The following is a 19,595-nucleotide window of genomic DNA, read 5'->3' on the forward strand; positions in this document are numbered from 1 at the left end:
GGTTTGCAAAATCTTCACGTAAAAAATCCAGTCGTTAAGGTTCTATTTTCATAGTTAAGACTTTTCTATCTGCAAGATTACCTTTATTCCCCAATTACACAACTTTTTTTTGAAATATTTTAATGATTTATGCCACAAAACATATTTTAATAGAAATTTTGGTGCGGTTGCCCTGTAAAATATCAACGAATTATAACCTTTTCCATTAAAATCATAGAAAAACCTCCCATATTTTCTTTCGAAACGATATGGTAACCTACTTTTTCGTACAGATGTAAGGCATTGGGCGTTTCCTCTCCGGTAAACAACACAAATTTACGGCAAGCCGGAAAATACTTTTCAATTTCATACATCAGGACCTTACCGATTCCCTGATTCTGATATCCGGGATGCACAACCAATTTACCGACATGACAAACATCATTGCTATCTACAAAAGACTTCCGTGGTTCAAAAGTATTGGAGGAAGGAATCTCACCCAGAAAAGTAATATGGTCGCTTATCTTCATAGGCCTTCTTGACAAAGTCAGTTCGAAGTTCTCTCTTAAACAGGATTCGGACAAAGGGGAACCGATGGAAAGTTCCCCGCATCTCCTTTCTTTGAACGCATCGGGATGGGCAACAATACGTACAGCGGTATTTATTTCCCCGGACCAAAATTGCAATCCACGAGTATGGTCGTTGTGCCCATGGGACAAAGCGATTACAGAGACCTGTGCCAGGTCTATCCCCAACGCCTTTGCATTACGGATGTAAACATCCGAATAACCGGTATCGAGCAACAAACGGGTTTCACCGTCTTCTATATAATAACAGACTGCCGGTTCCCCCAGATAATACTGATCTATATATGTATTATTATCTACCAATACCGTTAGTTTCATAAATTTCTCAATTAAAAATTATAAAAGGCCTTATATCTCTCCCCTGCCTTTTCCAATAACTCTTTATCCAAATCCGGACATTCGACAAAGAAGGACGTATCAAATGTCATACCGCTTTTCTTTTTTACTTTTTTCCAGTTACCGACAATCTGCCCGTTATATAAAATGACCGGATAGAATATTCCGAAATTATTAAAGGCTTTCGGATGGTGTTCTTTATCCATCGCAGCTGTACGATCTTTGTAACTGATGAGATATTCATCAAAAGGAGGCATAAAATGTAATACATCGCTAGTCCTGAACTTTTTGTCCCACTGCTGATGGAGAAACAATTCCTGCGAGGCAAATTTCTCTTTATTCAATTCACCGTCGATTGCAGCAATTGCCTGACGTGCCTCTGCCACAGGTAAGCCTGACCACCAGACAAAATCACTCAGGCTGGCCGGCGAATGACTTCTGAAATATTTTCTAGCAAGCAAAGCCAATGCTTCCTCCTTATGTAATTCTTTAACCTTAGGAGCACGTTCTTCCAATAGAGCATAAGTCGCCTTTTCTTTTCTATCTGCTCCGCTGCATATAATACCTTCCTGTTCTGCCCGTGTGAAAAGATAACCTAATTTAGGAGAATCAGGCATAATACCAGCCTTCACAATCTCATCTTCCAGTTCTTGTTTTGTAAGATGGTTATTACCCTCCAATACCTTTTCAAACAAATCATTCGCTTTGGTGTAGGTACTTTCAGGAATATCCACTCCGTTACCTTTAGCAAAGGAGTTGCACGCAGCTATGATCCGTTGCGATGACAACTTCAGCATCCAACGGATATCTTCCGCCGCTACCAGATGCCAGGTGGGACGCATCACATGAGTCCGCAGAATATCTCCCCGCTGATACGCATCGTTAATTGTCTGTAATGTAGCTGATTTCAGCCGTATTCCCAGCGCCCACTTAACCATTCTATACTCTTGTGCCTGGACAGCTCCCATCCAGGAAACCAAATCCTTGGGATCTTTAAATTCCGGACGAACTAATTGCTGACTTCGCAAACGGATATCGGTGAGCATCTTACTCATATTTCTTGAAGTTATACTTATTACGCAATAGCTGTTGCTCATCCGCGTCCAACGATGTGAAATAGGCTTTCCAACCCGGACAATAATCAATGTGCCAACGCCAGAAACGACCTAATAATGACCGTGGATTTTTTTCAAATTTCGCCCGTATCGGGCATTTGCTACAATTGTGTCCCATGATATTTTATTGATTAATATTTCTACAAATATAATTATTGTTTTCAGAATTGCACTTTTAATCTGTTTATCCTGTTTGTTTTCCTAATTCTTTCTATTTTTGTGACCAGTATTCTTCGGGGCAGGGTGTAACTCCCTACCGGCGGTGACAGTCCGCGACTCCTCTGCAAAACAGAGGACTGACCTGGTGAAAATCCGGGACCGACAGTTAAAGTCTGGATGAGAGAAGAAGACAATAACGATAGTACGACAATTCTACCGGCATAGTCATTATGCAGGAGAAGTGTTGTATATAGTATTCCCTCCTGCCCTGCAGCAATATGCTAACGATTTAACAACTACTTAAATTACAGGGTTTGAAAATGAAAACGATCAAAAATTTCGGTGTTGACTACAAAGAACGCGTAGAAAAGGCGATCAGCTGTTTACAGGCAGGAAAAGGTATTCTGCTGGTCGATGACGAGAACAGGGAAAACGAAGGAGATATTATCTATTCCGCAGAAAAGATGACAGTAAAAGACATGGCTTTGATGATCCGTGAATGCAGCGGCATCGTATGCCTTTGCCTCACTTCCGAAAAATGCAGATCACTCGGTTTGCATCAGATGGTAGACGACAACACCAGTAAGAACCAGACAGCATTCACCATCTCGATAGAAGCCAAAGAGGGTGTAACCACCGGAGTCTCGGCTGCCGACAGGATACAAACGATAAAAACGGCAATTGCCCAAGGTGCCAAACCGGAGGACTTATCCCATCCAGGACATGTTTTCCCCCTGCAAGCCAGAGATAATGGCGTTTTAGAACGAAGAGGCCACACCGAAGGAAGCGTAGACCTGGTGAAACTCGCCGGCCTGGGAGACACAGCCGTTTTGTGCGAACTGACAAATGAAGACGGGACAATGGCACGCATGCCGGAAATCATTGATTTTGCAGAAAAACACGGGATGACAGTCGTCTCGGTCGACGACATATGCAGATTCAGGACAGAGGCTTAGTTTCGCAAAACAGCAAGGACCTTCACAAGCCCTTGCTGTCACCATCAATTATGTTGAATACCTCAATCTTCTGTAATAACAGAAAATTCAGCAATTCCAACACGTTTAGCATTATCCACTATTCGTGTTGCCTTAAAGATTAACTTTTGACCTTTTACAGGATTAAAATGTATTTCCTGTTCTATCGGATTGTTTTTGATATTCGAAAATTCACCGGAAGCAACTATTTTACCATCTACCAGTAGCTGATAATTGGAGATATGACCACTCGCATCACGCCCCTGATTCGGAGTATAAACAAAACCTTTGATCACATGCGGTTCAGCCAGTTCAATCGCCAACTCATTTTTACCTTCCGGAAGATAATAAGTCGAATAACCGTTCCCGTCAAAGAGCAAAGACGTACGCTCATCGACAGGGTTTACAATTTTATAATCAGCAGCCGGAAGATCAAAATATCGCATACCGACAGGCCCTGTTTTACCTGATTGGGGATCGTAAGTTACGGCTTTCACTGTTCCTTTGATATCCAGAATAAAGGGAGTCTCATATTTTGCAGATTGGGCAGTCGGTTCCGTTCCATCCGTCGTATAATAAATATCGGCACCTTCACTTTCTGTTCCGATGCGTACTTCGTTTTTGGCATTACGCATAATATAGGGCTGTTCCAGCAACGGAGGAGCCAGGAAAGCCTCCACATTATTGATACACAACGGACCTTTCGATTCTGTAAAACTTATACGGAGGGCATCCGCCGGAGTTGTTTTAAAACGAACGATACGTTTATACCCGATCGTCGAAAGCGTATCGGCAGTTTCAACAGGCATCCATTTCCCGTCTTTCTCTACTTCCAACATAAAAGCACAAACACGTTGCCCCAACGGGATATATTCCTGTATCAGCACACGGTTCAGAGAAGTTCCGGCAGGTAACGGGAATGTCAATGCCCCAGTCGTCATCCCATCAGAGGTAGCCCAATAGGAATCCCAGTTACCATCTGTTACATTGCCAGCATTATACGTTCCACCACGGGTTTCACAGGCTTTCGGTTTGATATCTTTCAGTAAATTATCTTTCAAGTCTGCCGTGATGGTGTGATACCAGTCGACAGCACGTGCCGAATCGACCGGATGAATCTGTCCGCTCAAAGCTACCGGGAAATTCAACAGGAAATTGGCATTATGCCCGACACTGCGATAATAAAGATCCACCAGGTTAGGAACGGTACGGACCTGGTGGTCTTCGCGATGATGATAAAACCATCCCAGACGGATAGAGACATCGCATTCTCCCGGCAGCCATTTATCACCGTCTTTCATTCCCCACTGGGCCTGGCTGTAATGTTCTTCTTTATCGTATGAATAAGGAGCCCAGTTCGTTTCGCCCGCCCAGCCCGACTCATTACCGATCCAGCGGATATCCGGAACGGTTCCACCAAAGATCATGGCACCCGGATGCTTGGATTTAATCATTTCGCGGGCCATCTCATAGCCGTAATATTCTTTCGGGTTAATAGAACGGCTTTCGTCGGTACCGCCGTACCACCCGTTTCCGCCATTCGCCCCGTCGAACCAGAATTCGAACAGCGGACCGTAATTAGAGGTCAGTTCGTTAATCTGTTCATGATAAGTTTTTTGATAACCTTCCCGTCCATACTCGGCATTATGACGATCCCAGGGAGAGAGATAAAGGCCGAATTTCAGTCCGTATTTCTTACAGGCATCCGACAGTTCACGGACCATATCGCCCTTTCCGTCTTTATAGGGAGAATTTGAAATATTATAATCGACCGTTTTTGTAGGCCACAGACAGAAGCCGTCATGATGTTTGGCAGTCAGTATCACCCCTTTCAGTCCGGCCGTCTTAATGACACGCACCCACTGTTCGCAATCCAGGTCAGTCGGATTGAATGTTCCGGCAGGCGTATTCCCATATCCCCATTCCAGATCGTTGAACGTATTCAGTCCGAAATGTACAAAAGCATAGTTTTCCATTTTCTGCCAGGCAACTTGTTCCGGAGTCGGAACAGGCAAGACGGGAGCAGGCGGAGCCACTTCCTTGCAAGACAAGAATGTGCAGGCACAAAGGCCAACAATTAATATATTACTTGCATTCATAGTATTTTCATGATTTAAAAGAGACAAAAAGGGGCTGCATGACACAGCCCCTTTTACTATTATTTATCCCATCCCGGATTCTGAGGAAGCAAACCAGGATTTCGTTGAAGTTCTGCCGTAGGAATCGGACGCAAATATAAACGATCATCCCATGTACGGCTCTTTCCGGCTTCATAAGAATAATCCTCATTCGTATAATTAGGATATACAATCGCATATTTGCCACCTTTTTCCGGTTGGCGCTTACCCACATACGTTTTTACATTATCGCATATCTTTCCGGCTTTCCAACGCATCAGGTCATCCCAGCGGAATCCTTCACCAGCAAGTTCGACACGTCGTTCACGACGGATTTCCTGCAATAACGGTGATAGGTCATATCCCCACTTTGTCCAGTTCGGATCGGTAAAACCAACGTTAATTGTCAAATGAGGCATACCAACACGGTCACGCAGCACATTGATCGTTTTATCGAGATCCGCCTGTGAGATTGTACCTAATTCAGCTTTTGCCTCAGCATTTATCAACAAAGTTCGGCATAGCGATAAGCTATTCCATCATACGTATTATTATTCGCTTCAAATGCTTTATCGGTCGGAATAAAATATTTGATCGACTTATAGCCAGTATAGCAATACTGGTCGATAAACTTAGATTCCTCTTCTATAAACGTACTGTCATTTGTCGACAAAGTAACACGAGTCGGAAAATCCCAGGAAAGAATAGTCTGTTTCAATCGGGGATCCCGATCAGTCGTTTCGTTACGCATATTTTCATCTCCTTTATAATAGGTACTTAAAGAGATAGGCTTTCCATCCTTACACAAATAGCCTTCTACGAAATTTTTGGAAAAACCGGTATTAGCTTCCCATAAAGTACGGCTCATACCATGTTTTCTCTTCCCATCCAAAAAAGTTACCGAAAGAATCGCTTCCTTAAGATTAGTCTTATCTTCCATGACGAACATTTCATAATAATCTTTTTCAGGTTTTCCCGTATTATAAATTTCATACCGGCCACTATTTATTATCGCATCGGTTTCGTCGACCGCCATCTTCAAAAGACGTTCAGCCTTGTCCTGCCACCCCAGTTCGGTGTGGTATCTGTAATAAGTAGCTTCATGCAAACAAGTTCTGGCTTTCAAATGACGGGCCACATCTTTTCCGATACGTCCGGCTGCCGGTTTTTCGGGTAACCACTGAATGGCAAAATCAAAGTCTTCTATGATTTTATCCATTATCTCATAACGTTTAAGTTTCGGATCATATAATTCCGGAGAATCAGTACCCAGTTCTTTGTCAATCCAGGGAAGATCACCAAAAGTTCTCATTAATCCGGCATACTGGAAAGCCTGAAAAAACGATTTTCACCTACATATTTATTTATATCCGCTTCCGAACCGACCACTGTCTGATAATGTGTCATAAAATAATTGGTCAGGCGAATCGGACTCCATGCCCCTTTACTCCAGTTACACCAGGAAGATGCTTCTGGTGTAGGTGTAGTAAACTGTCCCCAAAAATACTGCGCGATACCGTTAGGCACCTGATCGTCACTTTCCCCGTCGGCAATAGAAGTTACGCCACTAGGTAGCCAACCATAAAAATTGTTCACATAAGCTTCCAGATCACTCGGTGTATTCCAGAATGTTTTATCATTGATACTCTGTGGAGAGCGTTCCAAAAATGAGTCGTTACATGCCGTTAATGAGAGTACGGCAGCCACACCTATATATAATATTTTTTGTTTCATAATCCTTTATTTTTAGAAAGTTAGATTTAAACCGAAAGAGCAAGCGCGTTGCATCGGATACTTATAGGGGTCATCCAATTCCGGATCGAATCCTTCAGGAGTATTTGAAATTGTAAAGAGATTTTCTCCTGTAAAATAAACACGTAATTTTTCAATAGAAAACTTAGATGTAAATTCTTTCGGCAACGTATAGCCCACACTCAATGATTTCAAACGGCAATAAGCAGCGTTCAACAAATAACGAGTCTGGTTCTGCCCCATAGCCGAACCGCCATTAAAGCGAGGAACTGGGAATAAAGCACCTGTATTGTCTTTTGACCAATAATCCGTATTATAACCGGAAGGAACATTCCATTCGCTGGAATAACCATTACGGAAAGGCAGTCCCGGCATCATAATGTCGCGTTTAGCCACCCCCTGGAAGAATACGGAGAAGTCTACGCCTTTCCAGTCTGCTCCCAGATTAATACCATAATGGAAACGTGGAGTCGAGTTACCGATTATCTTTTTATCACCGGGATTATCAACGGTGTTGTCACCCCAATCAATAACTCCATTACCATCCAGATCTGCAAAACGAATATCACCCGGTATCAACTGAATACCACCGGATACTTTATCCTGAGTGGGTGCACCAGCTACTTCCTCCGGACTCTGGAATAATCCCGCTGTTTCATATCCCCAAATTTCACCTTGTTTCTGACCTACATAAGAATTGCTCAGGCTTCGTTCTATATTGTCAAACTTTGTCACTTCACTCTGATAATCAGATAAGTTAAAACCGATGTTATAATGTAAACCATTAGGCAACTGATCATTCCAACTTATTTCGAATTCCCAACCTTTCGTCAGTGACTCTGCCGCATTTTCCAGAGGCTCGTTAGCACCTAAAACTCCCGGTAAGATTTTACCTGCAGAAAGAATATCAGACGTACGTCTCTGGTAATAGTCGAATGCCCCCTTCAAACGGCTGTTCAGCAAGTTGAAGTCAAGACCGATATTCCATTGAGTAACAGTTTCCCAAGTGATGGACTGGCTCACCAGACCACCCGGTGCAACAGCCTGCGGCTGGTTACTTCCCATAATCCAACCGATCTGACCGGTTCCATAATTGGATAAGTAAGCATACCAACCGTTATCCAATGCCTGGTTACCCAGACTACCGTAAGAACCTCTTAACTTCAATTCATCAAAGAAACTATTTGTCATGCTTTTAAACCAGGCTTCTTCTGACAATTTCCATCCCACAGAAAAAGAGGGATTAAAAGCGGAACGGTCATGTTTCGGAAATTTGGAAGAAAGGTCGTAACGCCCGTTAAATTCGATCAAATAACGATCGGCAAATGCATAGTTCACACGGAAGAAACCGCTACGGGTAGCCCAGGAATCCTCACCATTATTAACATATTTTTCTCCGGTAGCAGCATTCATCGAAGGTATATCATTCGCAATCAAACTTTCACGACTGGCACTAAAGCTGCGTGTATGTTTACTCTCCTGATTAAAACCGAGCATCACTTTAAAATAATGCTGATTCAATGTCTTTTCATAATCCCCAAAGAAATTAAATGCATTATATGTATCATTCTTTTGTGATTCGGCAACAGAGTTCGGGTTTGTCCAGGCGAATGTTTGAAGGAATTGTCCGTCCGCACCGTATTCGTTAAATGATTTCATATGAAATTTATTATGCTCAGCATAATAATTGAATGTATAATCCATATTAACAGTCATACCTTCGATCGGCGTTAACTTCAGTGCAACAGTATTCCAGAAGTCATTCTTGTCTGTCTTACGACCACCATTCGAAAGGATAGCCGGGAAATTGGTAAAATCACCCTGGCCAGACCAATTGCCGTCCGGATGCTTAACCGGCATGATCGGACGAGTATCACCTCCCATAAAGTTGTCGCCATGAACGTTATCCTGATTCAAACCGGACAGGTTCGTACGGTTATAAGTTGTCTTCATCGATAAGTGCAACCAGTTATTAACATCATAATTAATATTATTCATGATATTAAACTTCTTGAATTCCTCATTACCAAACTTCAACAAAGAACCCTGGTTCAAATACCCCAAAGAAGTATAATAAGTGGCTTTCTTAGTACCGCCACTGATATTCACGCCATAATTCTGCACCGGATAACTTTTCTTATACAACTCTTCCATCCAGTTAGTGTTACCACTATACGTATATTTGGTACCGTTCTTACTTAAATTAGGATTTGAAGAGATATAAACAGGAGAATTATTAACAGGATCGTTATAGTACGCTTGGACATGCTCCATAAATTCAGCATCAAACTGCGAATAAAGCTCACGTCCGGAGGTGTTATATTCTGCCGTATTCATCCAGTTCACCCATTCCATAGAATTCATATAAGTAGGACGGGTAGTCGGACCGTTAAAAGAAACGGATGCATCAAAAGAAACCTGCGTCGGCTGATCTTTCCGTCCCCCTTTAGTCGTGATAAGTACAACACCGTAAGCAGCACGTGTACCGTAAATAGCAGCAGAAGCGGCATCCTTCAATACAGATACTGATTTTACGTCCTGAGGATTAATCAAGTTTGGATCCATCTCCACACCATCTACCAATACCAACGGACTACTACCGCTTAAGGCCGTCGTACCACGAATGTTGAAAGAAGAACCTGTACCCGGGCGGCCACTGGTCGTCACATTCAAGTTAGGAATGGCCCCCTGCAAACCTTGTCCCAGATTGACGATAGGACGATCTTCGAGGACCTTACTATCTATTGCAGACACGGCACCGGTCAAATTGGCTTTTTTCACAGTAGCATAACCAACCACCACCACTTCATCCAAGGCTTTGGAATCTTCTTTCAGTACAATCTTCAAGGCTGTTTGTCCCGTGTAGGTGATTTCCTGCGTAACAAATCCAATGTAGGAGATCTGAATGACATCACCCTTTTTCACATTTTCCAATGTAAAGTTACCATCCATATCGGTAACATTTCCATTTGTAGTTCCTTTCACTAGTACAGTAGCTCCGGTAATAGGACCTAAGGCATCTTCTACCACACCACTAACTTTCCCGCTTTGCTGGGAAACGCTAACACTTTGCTTTTCAGGTGCAATCTCAGCAAAAGCACCAACAGGAACTGCTAAGGCTCCCGATAGCAAAATTAGACTTACTAACTTAGTTTTTTTCAGCATAAAGTTATAATTTAAAGAATACATCTTTTATAAAAAGGGCGGCAGTCTTACAGGTAAGTAGAAACATTCACTCTCAGACAATAGAACTGGGCGCACTTTTCATAGTCATTTGCTTGTCATTATTTATATAAGTTCTGAAAGAACTCTGTCACCCCATTCTCATATTTCCATTCAAAAACTGGTTTTTATTTCATTGACTAAAAAATAGTAAGATGTAGTATGAAATTTCTAACTCTTTTATAGTGATTTTTACGCACACATCAGCTTTGTTTGTTAAAATTGAATTAGAATATGATATTTTTACATAATTATATCACGATTAAATAAATATTTCAATATATTTGCGAAGAAAAAACAGAGTTCTTTCAGAACTTAAATCATCTTATGACTATCACACTAATTCAGATAAACAGAGATAATCAAGGTTTCTTCGCATAGGTCAACAGGTTACACCAGATAAGATCATTCTTCCCTCTAAAAATTTACAATATATAAATTTCAAACATAATTAACGGTTACATATTATCTATTTCACTTTAATGCGATACGGTTTTTGAGAAAATATTAATAACAACAACACCTGCAATGATCAATCCTAATCCCAGATTACCCTATGGTAATTTCAAAAGATAATATAGATTGACTAGTAGACGTCAGTCATCATTCGGGATATATTATGACAAGTATATAATAAATGAATCCCCACCTCTCATTTTTTCAAATTGATGCATTTAGCGTCAATAATCTATCAAATTGATCCATTTATAAACATTTTCATATCAGCTACGTTACGCAAGACAACCAAAGCAGAAGAACCAGATATACAATATTTAACATTTAATTCATCAAAGCCAAATTCAAATCACCGTTTTAAATAAATTGCAAGTTCGTTTAAAACGAGATTTTTTTCATTTTAAATGAATTGGGGATTTATTTAAAAGAAAATTTTTGTTAAATTCGGTCGAAGAGACCTCTTTTCAGAGTCTTTTTGCCCTCAAAACACATGTTTTACAACAGGTTATTTTTCCAGACGGAGACAAATATCGCATCAGATTCAAATAGCACATTCACACAGATAGTTCATATTCAATATCAATATCCAGCAATATTAGCACAATGCAGACCAAAAGATAGGCGCAACAAACAAAAACCAACATAAAGATATACAAACATTGCTCATAAGAGCAATAAAAAAGGACATACTTGAGTAAGGACACATACAGTCCACTGGCAACAGGGTTAATTTGACATTTTGACAAACAACATTTACCCTATAAATCAATAAACGGAAGTTTACGGGCCTTCTCCATTAGCTCATATGAAAGCCGCCCGGCATCTTCTGTCGACGAATTCCATGCTTACAAATATTATGGAGTACAAACATTATGTTTCTACTCCATAATTCAAAACAGATCATTCATTCCATTTTGTTTTATTCTTAAATAGCCCGCCATTTTATCTACGAACAAGATATATTGCTATTTTTACACAAAATTTAGACCAATGGATCAAGGATATAATAATATAATCAACAGCATCAGAAAGTCATTGGAGGTGAAATCAGTTTCAGTTTTTACCTGATACATCTCTTCATAATAGAAGGATATAACTGGTTAATCCGTAGCTACGATCTCCATATCCCGTATCAACTGGGGATACCCGTCATATTAATTATCGTGACCGGACTAAGCCTGCTGTCATATTATTATTTTGAAAAGCCGGCAAACAAATTGGTAAAGAATTTATTAAACAAAAAAAAAATAATCGACATGCAACAAACTCCAACTTCCAAAATCCCCCGTATCGAGGTGGTAGATGCTTTACGAGGCTTTGCCGTTCTGGCAATTATTCTGGTTCATAACCTGGAACATTTTATCTTTCCGGTATATCCGGATGCGGCCAGCCAACCGGAATGGCTGAACATTCTGAATGAAGGCGTCTTCAGCGTCACCTTCTCGCTGTTCGCCGGAAAAGCATACGCTATTTTTGCTTTATTATTCGGCTTTACATTTTATATCCAATATACCAACCAACAGAAAAAAGGAAAAGACTTCGGTTACCGTTTCCTCTGGCGATTGCTTCTGCTGGTAGGTTTTGCCACATTGAATGCCGCCTTCTTCCCGGCAGGTGATGTGTTACTGTTGTTCTGCGTAGTGGGAATATTCCTTTTTCTGGTACGTAAATGGAGTGATAAAGCGGTCCTTATCACGGCAATCATTCTTTTATTGCAGCCTGTCGAATGGTTCCATTATATCGCCAGCCTGTTCAATACTGAATATACGTTACCGAATCTGGGCGTCGGAGAGATGTACGGCGAAGTAGCCGCTTACACTAAAGAAGGTGATTTCTGGAAATTCATCCTCGGCAACGTAACACTCGGACAAAAGGCCAGCCTGTTCTGGGCAATCGGTGCCGGTCGCTTCCTGCAAACAGCCGGCCTGTTCATGCTCGGATTGCTTATCGGCAGAAAGCAATTATTTGTTACTTCCGACACGAATACCCGCTTCTGGGTAAAAGCCTGATCATTTCTGCGATTGTATTCGGTCCGCTCTACCAGTTGAGGTCATGTTATACGATAACAGTGATGCGGATATGATCAAAAATACGGTAGGTGTAATTCTGGATATGTGGCAAAAGTTTGCCTTCACAGTTGTACTGGTTGCCTCTTTCGTTTTATTATATCAGAAAGAATCATTCAAGAAGCTGACTACCTCATTACGTTTCTACGGAAAGATGAGCTTGACAAACTATATCTCCCAATCCATAATGGGAGCAATCATCTATTTCCCGTTCGGTTTATACCTGGCTCCTTATTGCGGATATACCGTCAGCCTGCTGATCGGTTTCATCCTGTTCCTGTTGCAGGTAAGTTTCTGTAAATGGTGGTTGAAAGGGCATAAACAAGGCCCGTTGGAAAGTCTCTGGCACAAACTGACCTGGATCAATTCAAAATAAGCATTAACTTATAATCCCCTTCGGGGGATTATTTTTTAGCTCTAAAAGTTGGAAATACTCGATAAAAATTTCACAAAAGGTACTATATTACTTTCCACACTTGCTTTTTCAAGAGAAACCATATACTCATCCCGTCTTTCTACCGGAATAATCAGCCAGTCATAACCACCTGATGCCAACATCGTATTCATCAAAAATCTGCCAATACGACCGTTTCCATCCATATAGGGGTGAATATAGGTTAATATAAAATGTCCTAAAACGGCTCGTACACTCGCTTCCGACTCTCCTTTTAACAATTCGAACAGGGTTGTCATTGCATCTCGGAGCGCATCCGGCTTTAATGGTGTGTGCATTGAGTTACGAATATAAACTTGATGGGAGCGATAACCGACAATGTCGGACGGCTTAATAATACCTGCCGTAACGCATGGCATGAACATCTCGCTGTGCCATACGGACAAATCACGTTCTGCCACTTCCGCACTGTTCATACCATTCAATATATCAGATATACCTACTTTGACTCTCTGAAATGCCTGCCAATAACCACGTGCCGCAAGCGCATTTTTGGAATCTGCATCGTCTCCTTCCGGTTTCCAAGCACCACTTTTGACTTTGTTTATCAATTCGTCCGTTACCCGATACCCCTCAATAGACAAGGAGTGATAGGCATCCAACTTGTATTGTGCTTCCATTCGTTGCAAAAATTCAGCGGTGGAAAGTGTGCTTTTGGAACGGGTGAAATGGGCAATAACCTCTTCCCGCATATTCTGCCACATCAGCCGTAAACGGATGGCGTATGGTAATGGAGATAAACTAACTTTGACAACTTCTTCAAATGGATCTTCTTCGTAAACTGCATAACCAATGCGCTTCATTGTTCCGGCAATTTCATCGGCAATATCCCCTCTTCCGATATTACGAAATGCTCCAATTACTCTTCCTGCTCGTGCGGTTTGTCCCGTATCTACCAATATTTTCAGAATCTCAGAGCCATCACGTATCATTGCGAGAGCTGTTCGCATGGCTAGTGCATCATTTCGATACATCGTTGGTGTGGCCACAATCAAGGCTTCGGGTAGTGTGTAGAGATTGAGTTTATACGGATTGTTCGTATCAATCTTTGCGGGTAATTCTGCCCCTAAATTAAAAATAGAAGTAGGAGGGATCAACTGAACCACATAATTGTTGCCTTTAGGTGCTCTTATAATAACCTGGTTGGGAACAATAGTAGAACCACTATATATCGCCAGTGATTGTTCCGCAGACAAACACCACTCATTACCATAGCGTTCATTTGCGTATCGAGCAATAAAATTCCAGAACGAAGCATACCATGCTGTACTATCACCCGGCATTTCCCTTGGGTCAGTAACTACATACCAACCTTTTATGATGGGTTTAAGAAAGTTATTATCCACCAGCCTTTTAATATGGGTTCGTGGCATATCGCCACTTTTTATTATTGTGAAATCATCATTCCGTTGCACTTGCTTAAGCACATCTAAAGAAGAAGCTAACAGTTCTACTATCGTTGCCATAGTTCTGAATCATTATGTGTAACACGAATATTCGTCTTTTCATTTACACGATTATTACGATCTGAAATCACACGATTATCATGCGAATATAATGCGAATTTTATTATGAACCAAATAATTAGTGTTAGAACTTAAGGTCGGATAGGCCTCCAAACCCCTCACGAAAATTTCCATATTACATATCTTTATTTTAAGAATGAAACAAAATATGAACAAATCTCCATATTCTAATGAAGCCTCTGGCATAAATTGACTTGGATCAATTCAAAATAAAGGGGAATTCTCGTTTAAAACGAGCCAAATTTCGTTTTAAACGGGGTTAAGGTTCGTTTTAAACGAGATTTTACCCGTTTTAAATGAACTTGAAGTCCGTTTTAAACGAGATTTTTCGATAGCATCTTTGCTTCCTTACTTTTCTCTTCCTAATCACTGAAAAACATAGGCTATTATTTCTTTTCGTTCAATAGCTTTTCAAGTAAGGCAACCTTTTCTTTTTCATTTGCCATCATACGTTCATATAGGGATGCATTTTCTTTGGTCAGTTCGATAATTTTTTCAACGGGATGAATTATCCTATTATCATTCACCTCATTCTCATTAACATAACCTATTCCACTATTATTGCTTCCATTCTCAAAATTATTATTCTCAATAACTACAGAAATCGGCGTCTCTTCCATATTTTCAATAACTTCGGGTGCCACTTTCAGGATAGACGCAATTTTTTCCATATAATCTTTTCCTATTACTTTTTGTTGTTCCAACTGGGAGACGAACTGCTGGCTAACACCCAATTCATTAGCTAACGTTATCTGTTTCATACCTTCATATCGGCGTATCTTACCGACATTAGCACCCTGATGAACTCTACTATCCTTTACATTTTCAGTTTCCATGTTATATATCTTAATTTAAGAATGAAACAAATATATAAACAAATCTCCATATTCTGATGAAGATACAAGGATATAACAGAACATCCGATATTTTTTCTCCTTGTATGAAATTGTAAAATACAAGCCAACAGCTGAATCTTTACAAGTAAAACAACTACAGCCTTTCAAAATTATATGCAGTCTTTTGCATAAAGAATTGTTATGAATAAAATATACACATTACTTTTAATGGCATTAGCCCTATCTTTGCTGGTGTTTTGGACCAGCAAAGAAAAAAGAGAGAAAGAGCCGTTTTGTATTATTTACCATGTTGCCGTACATACACTATCTGCACGCAAACTTATAATCACATATACAAACACCAATGGTCTTGTACAGGAAACCTTTACCGGTAAAAAATGGGAAAAGAAAGTTTGCTTATCCCCCGATGAGATCGCTTCGTTACGGATAGACGAAATCACCGATCCCGGAAAAGAATATCAGTCTTGTTTACCAGAACAAGAAGAATTACAGGACCCAATGGCCCGCGACTTTGCCATAAAACCCCTTTCTATATGGATCGAACATGAAAAGAAAACAGTACTCAATGCTGGATACAACCATTTGCAAATATCATTGCTGACTTCTGAAATAGATCGGTGATTGACAATAGAAACAAAATATGTTCGTTTTAATTCCATTTTGTATAAATGTTTTCGCACACACATGTTAGGAAATTAAATATAAACTACTACTTTTGCACTGGAATATAAAAGTTTATGCCATGGATAAAAAAGTAATCACCTTTGGAGAGATAATGCTCAGACTGGCCACCCCAGATTATCTCCGTTTCAATCAGACAAATCAATTGAATGCTACCTTCGGAGGTGGCGAAGCTAACGTTGCCGTATCGCTGGCAAATTATGGGATCGACACAGAGTTCGTAACCCGTTTGCCGAAAAATGATATTGCTCGTGCCTGTGTTATGGATTTACGTAAATATGGTGTCGGAACCTCCCACATCGTTTACGGAGGCGACCGCCTGGGTATCTACTTCCTGGAAACAGGAGCCGTAGCCCGTGCCAGCAAAGTTGTTTACGACCGTGCCCATTCTTCTATTGCTGAAATAGAAGCTGGAATGATCAACTGGGAAGAAGTGTTGAAAGATGCCTCCTGGTTCCACTGGACCGGTATCACTCCGGCTATCTCACAAGGTGCTGCCGACGCTTGTCTGGAAGCTATCCAGGCTGCCAATAAACTGGGTGTACCTGTATCCTGCGACCTGAATTATCGTAAAAACCTCTGGAAATACGGCAAAAAGGCTTCTGAAGTAATGCCTGAACTGGTTGCCGGTTGCGATGTGATTCTGGGAAATGAAGAAGATGCAGAGAAAGTATTCGGTATCAAACCGGAGGGCTTCGACGTTGCACAGACTGAAGGCCAGGTAAATGCTGCTGAATTCGAATCGGTTTGCACACAGTTGATGGAAAAATTCCCGCGTGCAAAGAAAGTAATCATCACCTTGCGTGGTTCTATCAACGCCAATCATAATACATGGGGCGGCGTTCTATATGCCGACGGTAAATTATATCAGTCACGCCGTTACGATATTACCCATATCGTTGACCGCGTTGGTGGCGGCGACTCTTTCATGGGGGGCCTGATCTACGGTTTGCTGACTTATACGACTGATGACCAGAAAGCACTCGACTTCGCTGTCGCTGCTTCCTGCCTGAAACACACCATCTACGGTGACTTCAACCAGGTAACTGTCGACGAAGTGGAAAAACTGATGGAAGGCGACGGATCGGGAAGAGTGTCGAGATGAGAAAATAATAAGCCAATGGAAAAATCCATTAGTAACTTTAATTGGCACATTGGCACATTGATCACATTAAATAATTATTTACAATGGCTAGATTTAGTAAAATGCAGGTATTGGATGCGATGATCAGCACCGGGATGGTACCTGTTTATTATAATAAAGATATAGAAACGGCTAAACAAGTATTAAAGGCTTGTTATGATGGCGGGGTACGTGCATTTGAATTTACCAATCGCGGAGACTTCGCTCATGAAGTATTTGCCGAACTGGTAAAATATGCTGCGGTAGAATGTCCTGAAATGGTTTTAGGTATCGGTTCTATCGTCGATCCGGCTACGGCTGCCCTGTTCCTGCAACTGGGTGCCAACTTCGTTGTCGGCCCGTTGTTCAATCCGGAAATTGCGAAGGTATGCAACCGCCGCCTGGTTCCTTATACACCGGGATGCGGATCTGTTTCGGAAATAGGCTTTGCGCAAGAAGTGGGATGTGATTTGTGTAAAGTATTCCCGGCCGGGAATGTGGGTGGTCCTTCTTTTGTCAAGAATATCAAAGCACCGATGCCATGGTCTATGATTATGGCTACAGGAGCGGTCGAACCGACAGAAGAGAACTTGTCGGCCTGGTTCAAGGCTGGCGTTACTTGTGTAGGAATGGGTTCCAACCTGTTCCCTAAAGAAACCATTGCAGCCAAAGACTGGAATGCCATCACTGCTCTTTGCAGCAACGCATTAAGCATCATCAAAAAATACCGTTGATATATGAAGCCTTTTCTTGATTCAGATTTCCTGCTACAGACGGAGACAGCTCAAAAACTGTATCACGAACATGCAGCGAAGATGCCGATCATTGACTATCATTGTCACCTGATCCCGCAGCAGATAGCCGACAACTACCAGTTTGCCGACCTGACAGAGATTTGGTTGGGCGGAGACCATTACAAATGGCGTGCCATGCGTGCAAACGGTGTTCCCGAAGAATATATTACCGGCGACAAACCGGCATTCGAGAAATTCCAGAAATGGGCGGATACCTTGCAACATGCTATGCGCAACCCGCTTTACCACTGGACTCACCTGGAACTGAGCCGCATATTCGGTGTCGACAAGGTGTTGAATCCTTCAACTGCACGCGAAATATACGACGAATGTACCGCCAAACTGCAAACCCCGGAATTTCGTGCGCAGGCCATCATGGAACGCATGAATGTGGAAGTTGTTTGTACGACTGACGATCCGGTCGATTCACTGGAATACCATAAAGCGATCCGTAACACTTCGTTGAAGACGAAAGTTCTTCCTACCTGGCGTCCGGACAAGGCGATGGCTATCGAAAATGTAGTTGCTTACAATGAATACCTGACTAAGCTGGAAGCTGCTTCCGGCATGTCGATCCTTTCATTCAAAGACTTGTTAGCGGCTTTACAGAAACGTCATGACTTCTTTGAATCTGTCGGTTGCCGCGTATCGGATCATGGTTTGAGTACATTCTACGCAACTCCTTATACCAATGCCGAAATAGAAGCTATCTTCATGAAAGCCCGAATGAATAAGGCATTGACCGGCGAAGAGATCGACAAATTCCGTTCTGCCATGTTGTATGAACTGGCTGTTATGGATGCCCGTAGCAACTGGGCACAACAATTCCATATCGGTCCGACACGTAACAACAATGCCCGCATGTTCAAAAAGCTGGGTCCGGATACCGGATACGATGCTATCGGCGACCTGGAAGTGGCAGAACCGATGGTCCGTTTCCTCAGCCGCCTGGAAGAAGAAGGAGCATTAGCTAAAACGATATTCTACAACCTGAACCCGAAAGACAGTGCCGTAATGATGACTACGGCTTATAGCTTCAACGACGGTTCGCTGCCGGGCAAGATGCAGTATGGCGCCGGCTGGTGGTTCCTGGATCAGATCCATGGCATGGAAGACCAGATGAACACGCTGTCCGATCTGGGCCTGCTGAGCCGTTTTGTCGGAATGCTGACCGATTCACGCAGTTTCCTGTCTTATCCGCGTCACGAATACTTCCGCCGTATCCTTTGCAATATGTTGGGTAAAGAAGTCGAAAACGGTGAGCTGCCGGTTTCTGAAATTCCTTTCATCGGTAAGATGGTAGAGGATATCAGTTATAAGAATGCGAAAGAATATTTCGGATTTTAATAAAAAAGAAGTACGCCAATCGAATTTTCTTTTGGCGTACTTCATCAATT

The 19,595-nt window shown here is 41.7% G+C and carries 12 protein-coding genes, 2 pseudogenes and 1 riboswitch; of the genes and pseudogenes, 6 read left to right on the forward strand and 8 right to left on the reverse strand.

Annotation, left to right across the window (positions count from 1 at the left end; translation table 11 throughout):
- Positions 1-182: 182 nt before the first annotated feature.
- From DXA15_RS26940 to DXA15_RS18670, 3 genes are read right to left on the reverse strand one after another with little or no spacing between them, the layout of a single operon-like run.
- On the reverse strand, positions 183-884 hold the full coding sequence (locus tag DXA15_RS26940; RefSeq protein ID WP_128135029.1) for a GNAT family N-acetyltransferase: 702 nt from the start codon (positions 882-884) through the stop codon (positions 183-185).
- Between the two features lie 11 nt (positions 885-895).
- Entirely contained in the window at positions 896-1,948 is a 1,053-nt protein-coding gene (locus DXA15_RS18665) for a winged helix DNA-binding domain-containing protein (RefSeq protein WP_233567435.1), read from the reverse strand.
- 1 nt (position 1,949) lies between these two features.
- On the reverse strand, positions 1,950-2,135 hold the full coding sequence (locus tag DXA15_RS18670) for a hypothetical protein (RefSeq protein WP_010800915.1): 186 nt from the start codon (positions 2,133-2,135) through the stop codon (positions 1,950-1,952).
- Between the two features lie 107 nt (positions 2,136-2,242).
- Positions 2,243-2,369, forward strand: a riboswitch (FMN riboswitch).
- Positions 2,370-2,496: 127 nt separating this feature from the next.
- Between DXA15_RS18670 and ribB the strand changes: the two genes are divergently transcribed.
- A complete protein-coding gene (gene ribB / locus DXA15_RS18675; protein WP_128135031.1) occupies positions 2,497-3,132 on the forward strand; it encodes a 3,4-dihydroxy-2-butanone-4-phosphate synthase in 636 nt (211 codons plus the stop codon).
- Positions 3,133-3,194: 62 nt separating this feature from the next.
- Here ribB and DXA15_RS18680 read toward each other — a convergent pair whose 3' ends face one another.
- From DXA15_RS18680 to DXA15_RS18690, 3 genes and pseudogenes are all read right to left on the reverse strand, one after another.
- A complete protein-coding gene (locus tag DXA15_RS18680; protein WP_128135032.1) occupies positions 3,195-5,249 on the reverse strand; it encodes an alpha-L-fucosidase in 2,055 nt (684 codons plus the stop codon).
- Positions 5,250-5,308: 59 nt separating this feature from the next.
- Positions 5,309-7,001 (reverse strand): annotated as a pseudogene (locus DXA15_RS28085) (RagB/SusD family nutrient uptake outer membrane protein).
- Between the two features lie 12 nt (positions 7,002-7,013).
- The gene (locus tag DXA15_RS18690; RefSeq protein WP_128135033.1) at positions 7,014-10,184 is read right to left on the reverse strand and encodes a TonB-dependent receptor; all 3,171 of its coding nucleotides are present in this window, start codon (positions 10,182-10,184) and stop codon (positions 7,014-7,016) included.
- 1,769 nt (positions 10,185-11,953) lie between these two features.
- On the opposite strand from DXA15_RS18690, the pseudogene DXA15_RS18695 reads away from it, so the two are divergent.
- Positions 11,954-13,139: pseudogene (locus DXA15_RS18695) on the forward strand (DUF418 domain-containing protein).
- A 41-nt stretch (positions 13,140-13,180) separates the two neighbouring features.
- On the opposite strand, the gene DXA15_RS18700 reads toward DXA15_RS18695, so the two are convergent.
- Together DXA15_RS18700 and DXA15_RS18705 are read right to left on the reverse strand one after the other, a co-directional pair.
- Positions 13,181-14,683 carry a Fic family protein gene (locus tag DXA15_RS18700; protein ID WP_128135034.1) on the reverse strand — a complete coding sequence of 501 codons (1,503 nt, stop codon included), beginning with the start codon at positions 14,681-14,683 and terminating at the stop codon, positions 13,181-13,183.
- A 446-nt stretch (positions 14,684-15,129) separates the two neighbouring features.
- Positions 15,130-15,579, reverse strand: a complete 450-nt coding sequence (locus tag DXA15_RS18705; RefSeq protein ID WP_128135035.1) for a helix-turn-helix domain-containing protein — start codon at positions 15,577-15,579, stop codon at positions 15,130-15,132.
- 201 nt (positions 15,580-15,780) lie between these two features.
- Here DXA15_RS18705 and DXA15_RS18710 point away from each other — a divergent pair, with 201 nt between their 5' ends.
- The 4 genes from DXA15_RS18710 to uxaC all read left to right on the forward strand — a co-directional run bounded on the left by DXA15_RS18710 (position 15,781) and on the right by uxaC (position 19,545).
- Entirely contained in the window at positions 15,781-16,221 is a 441-nt protein-coding gene (locus DXA15_RS18710; RefSeq protein ID WP_128135036.1) for a hypothetical protein, read from the forward strand.
- A 121-nt stretch (positions 16,222-16,342) separates the two neighbouring features.
- Complete coding sequence (locus DXA15_RS18715) at positions 16,343-17,386, forward strand: sugar kinase (RefSeq protein WP_010800923.1); 1,044 nt, start codon at positions 16,343-16,345, stop codon at positions 17,384-17,386.
- Positions 17,387-17,469: 83 nt separating this feature from the next.
- Positions 17,470-18,138: a bifunctional 4-hydroxy-2-oxoglutarate aldolase/2-dehydro-3-deoxy-phosphogluconate aldolase gene (locus DXA15_RS18720; protein ID WP_128135037.1), complete on the forward strand. Its 669-nt coding sequence runs from the start codon at positions 17,470-17,472 to the stop codon at positions 18,136-18,138.
- Between the two features lie 3 nt (positions 18,139-18,141).
- Entirely contained in the window at positions 18,142-19,545 is a 1,404-nt protein-coding gene (gene uxaC / locus DXA15_RS18725) for a glucuronate isomerase (RefSeq protein ID WP_046146044.1), read from the forward strand.
- Positions 19,546-19,595: the final 50 nt, after the last annotated feature.

This window comes from Parabacteroides sp. AM58-2XD, from assembly GCF_003463685.1.
Taxonomy (GTDB): Bacteria; Bacteroidota; Bacteroidia; order Bacteroidales; family Tannerellaceae; genus Parabacteroides; species Parabacteroides segnis.

Coding starts and splice junctions, on each gene's coding strand:
- DXA15_RS18680 (WP_128135032.1), bottom strand. CDS start 5,249: ATGAATGCAAGTAATATATTAATTGTTGGCCTTTGTGCCTGCACATTC.
- DXA15_RS18705 (WP_128135035.1), bottom strand. CDS start 15,579: ATGGAAACTGAAAATGTAAAGGATAGTAGAGTTCATCAGGGTGCTAAT.
- DXA15_RS26940 (WP_128135029.1), bottom strand. CDS start 884: ATGAAACTAACGGTATTGGTAGATAATAATACATATATAGATCAGTAT.
- ribB (WP_128135031.1), top strand. CDS start 2,497: ATGAAAACGATCAAAAATTTCGGTGTTGACTACAAAGAACGCGTAGAA.
- uxaC (WP_046146044.1), top strand. CDS start 18,142: ATGAAGCCTTTTCTTGATTCAGATTTCCTGCTACAGACGGAGACAGCT.
- DXA15_RS18720 (WP_128135037.1), top strand. CDS start 17,470: ATGGCTAGATTTAGTAAAATGCAGGTATTGGATGCGATGATCAGCACC.
- DXA15_RS18700 (WP_128135034.1), bottom strand. CDS start 14,683: ATGGCAACGATAGTAGAACTGTTAGCTTCTTCTTTAGATGTGCTTAAG.
- DXA15_RS18690 (WP_128135033.1), bottom strand. CDS start 10,184: ATGCTGAAAAAAACTAAGTTAGTAAGTCTAATTTTGCTATCGGGAGCC.
- DXA15_RS18665 (WP_233567435.1), bottom strand. CDS start 1,948: ATGCTCACCGATATCCGTTTGCGAAGTCAGCAATTAGTTCGTCCGGAA.
- DXA15_RS18710 (WP_128135036.1), top strand. CDS start 15,781: ATGAATAAAATATACACATTACTTTTAATGGCATTAGCCCTATCTTTG.
- DXA15_RS18715 (WP_010800923.1), top strand. CDS start 16,343: ATGGATAAAAAAGTAATCACCTTTGGAGAGATAATGCTCAGACTGGCC.
- DXA15_RS18670 (WP_010800915.1), bottom strand. CDS start 2,135: ATGGGACACAATTGTAGCAAATGCCCGATACGGGCGAAATTTGAAAAA.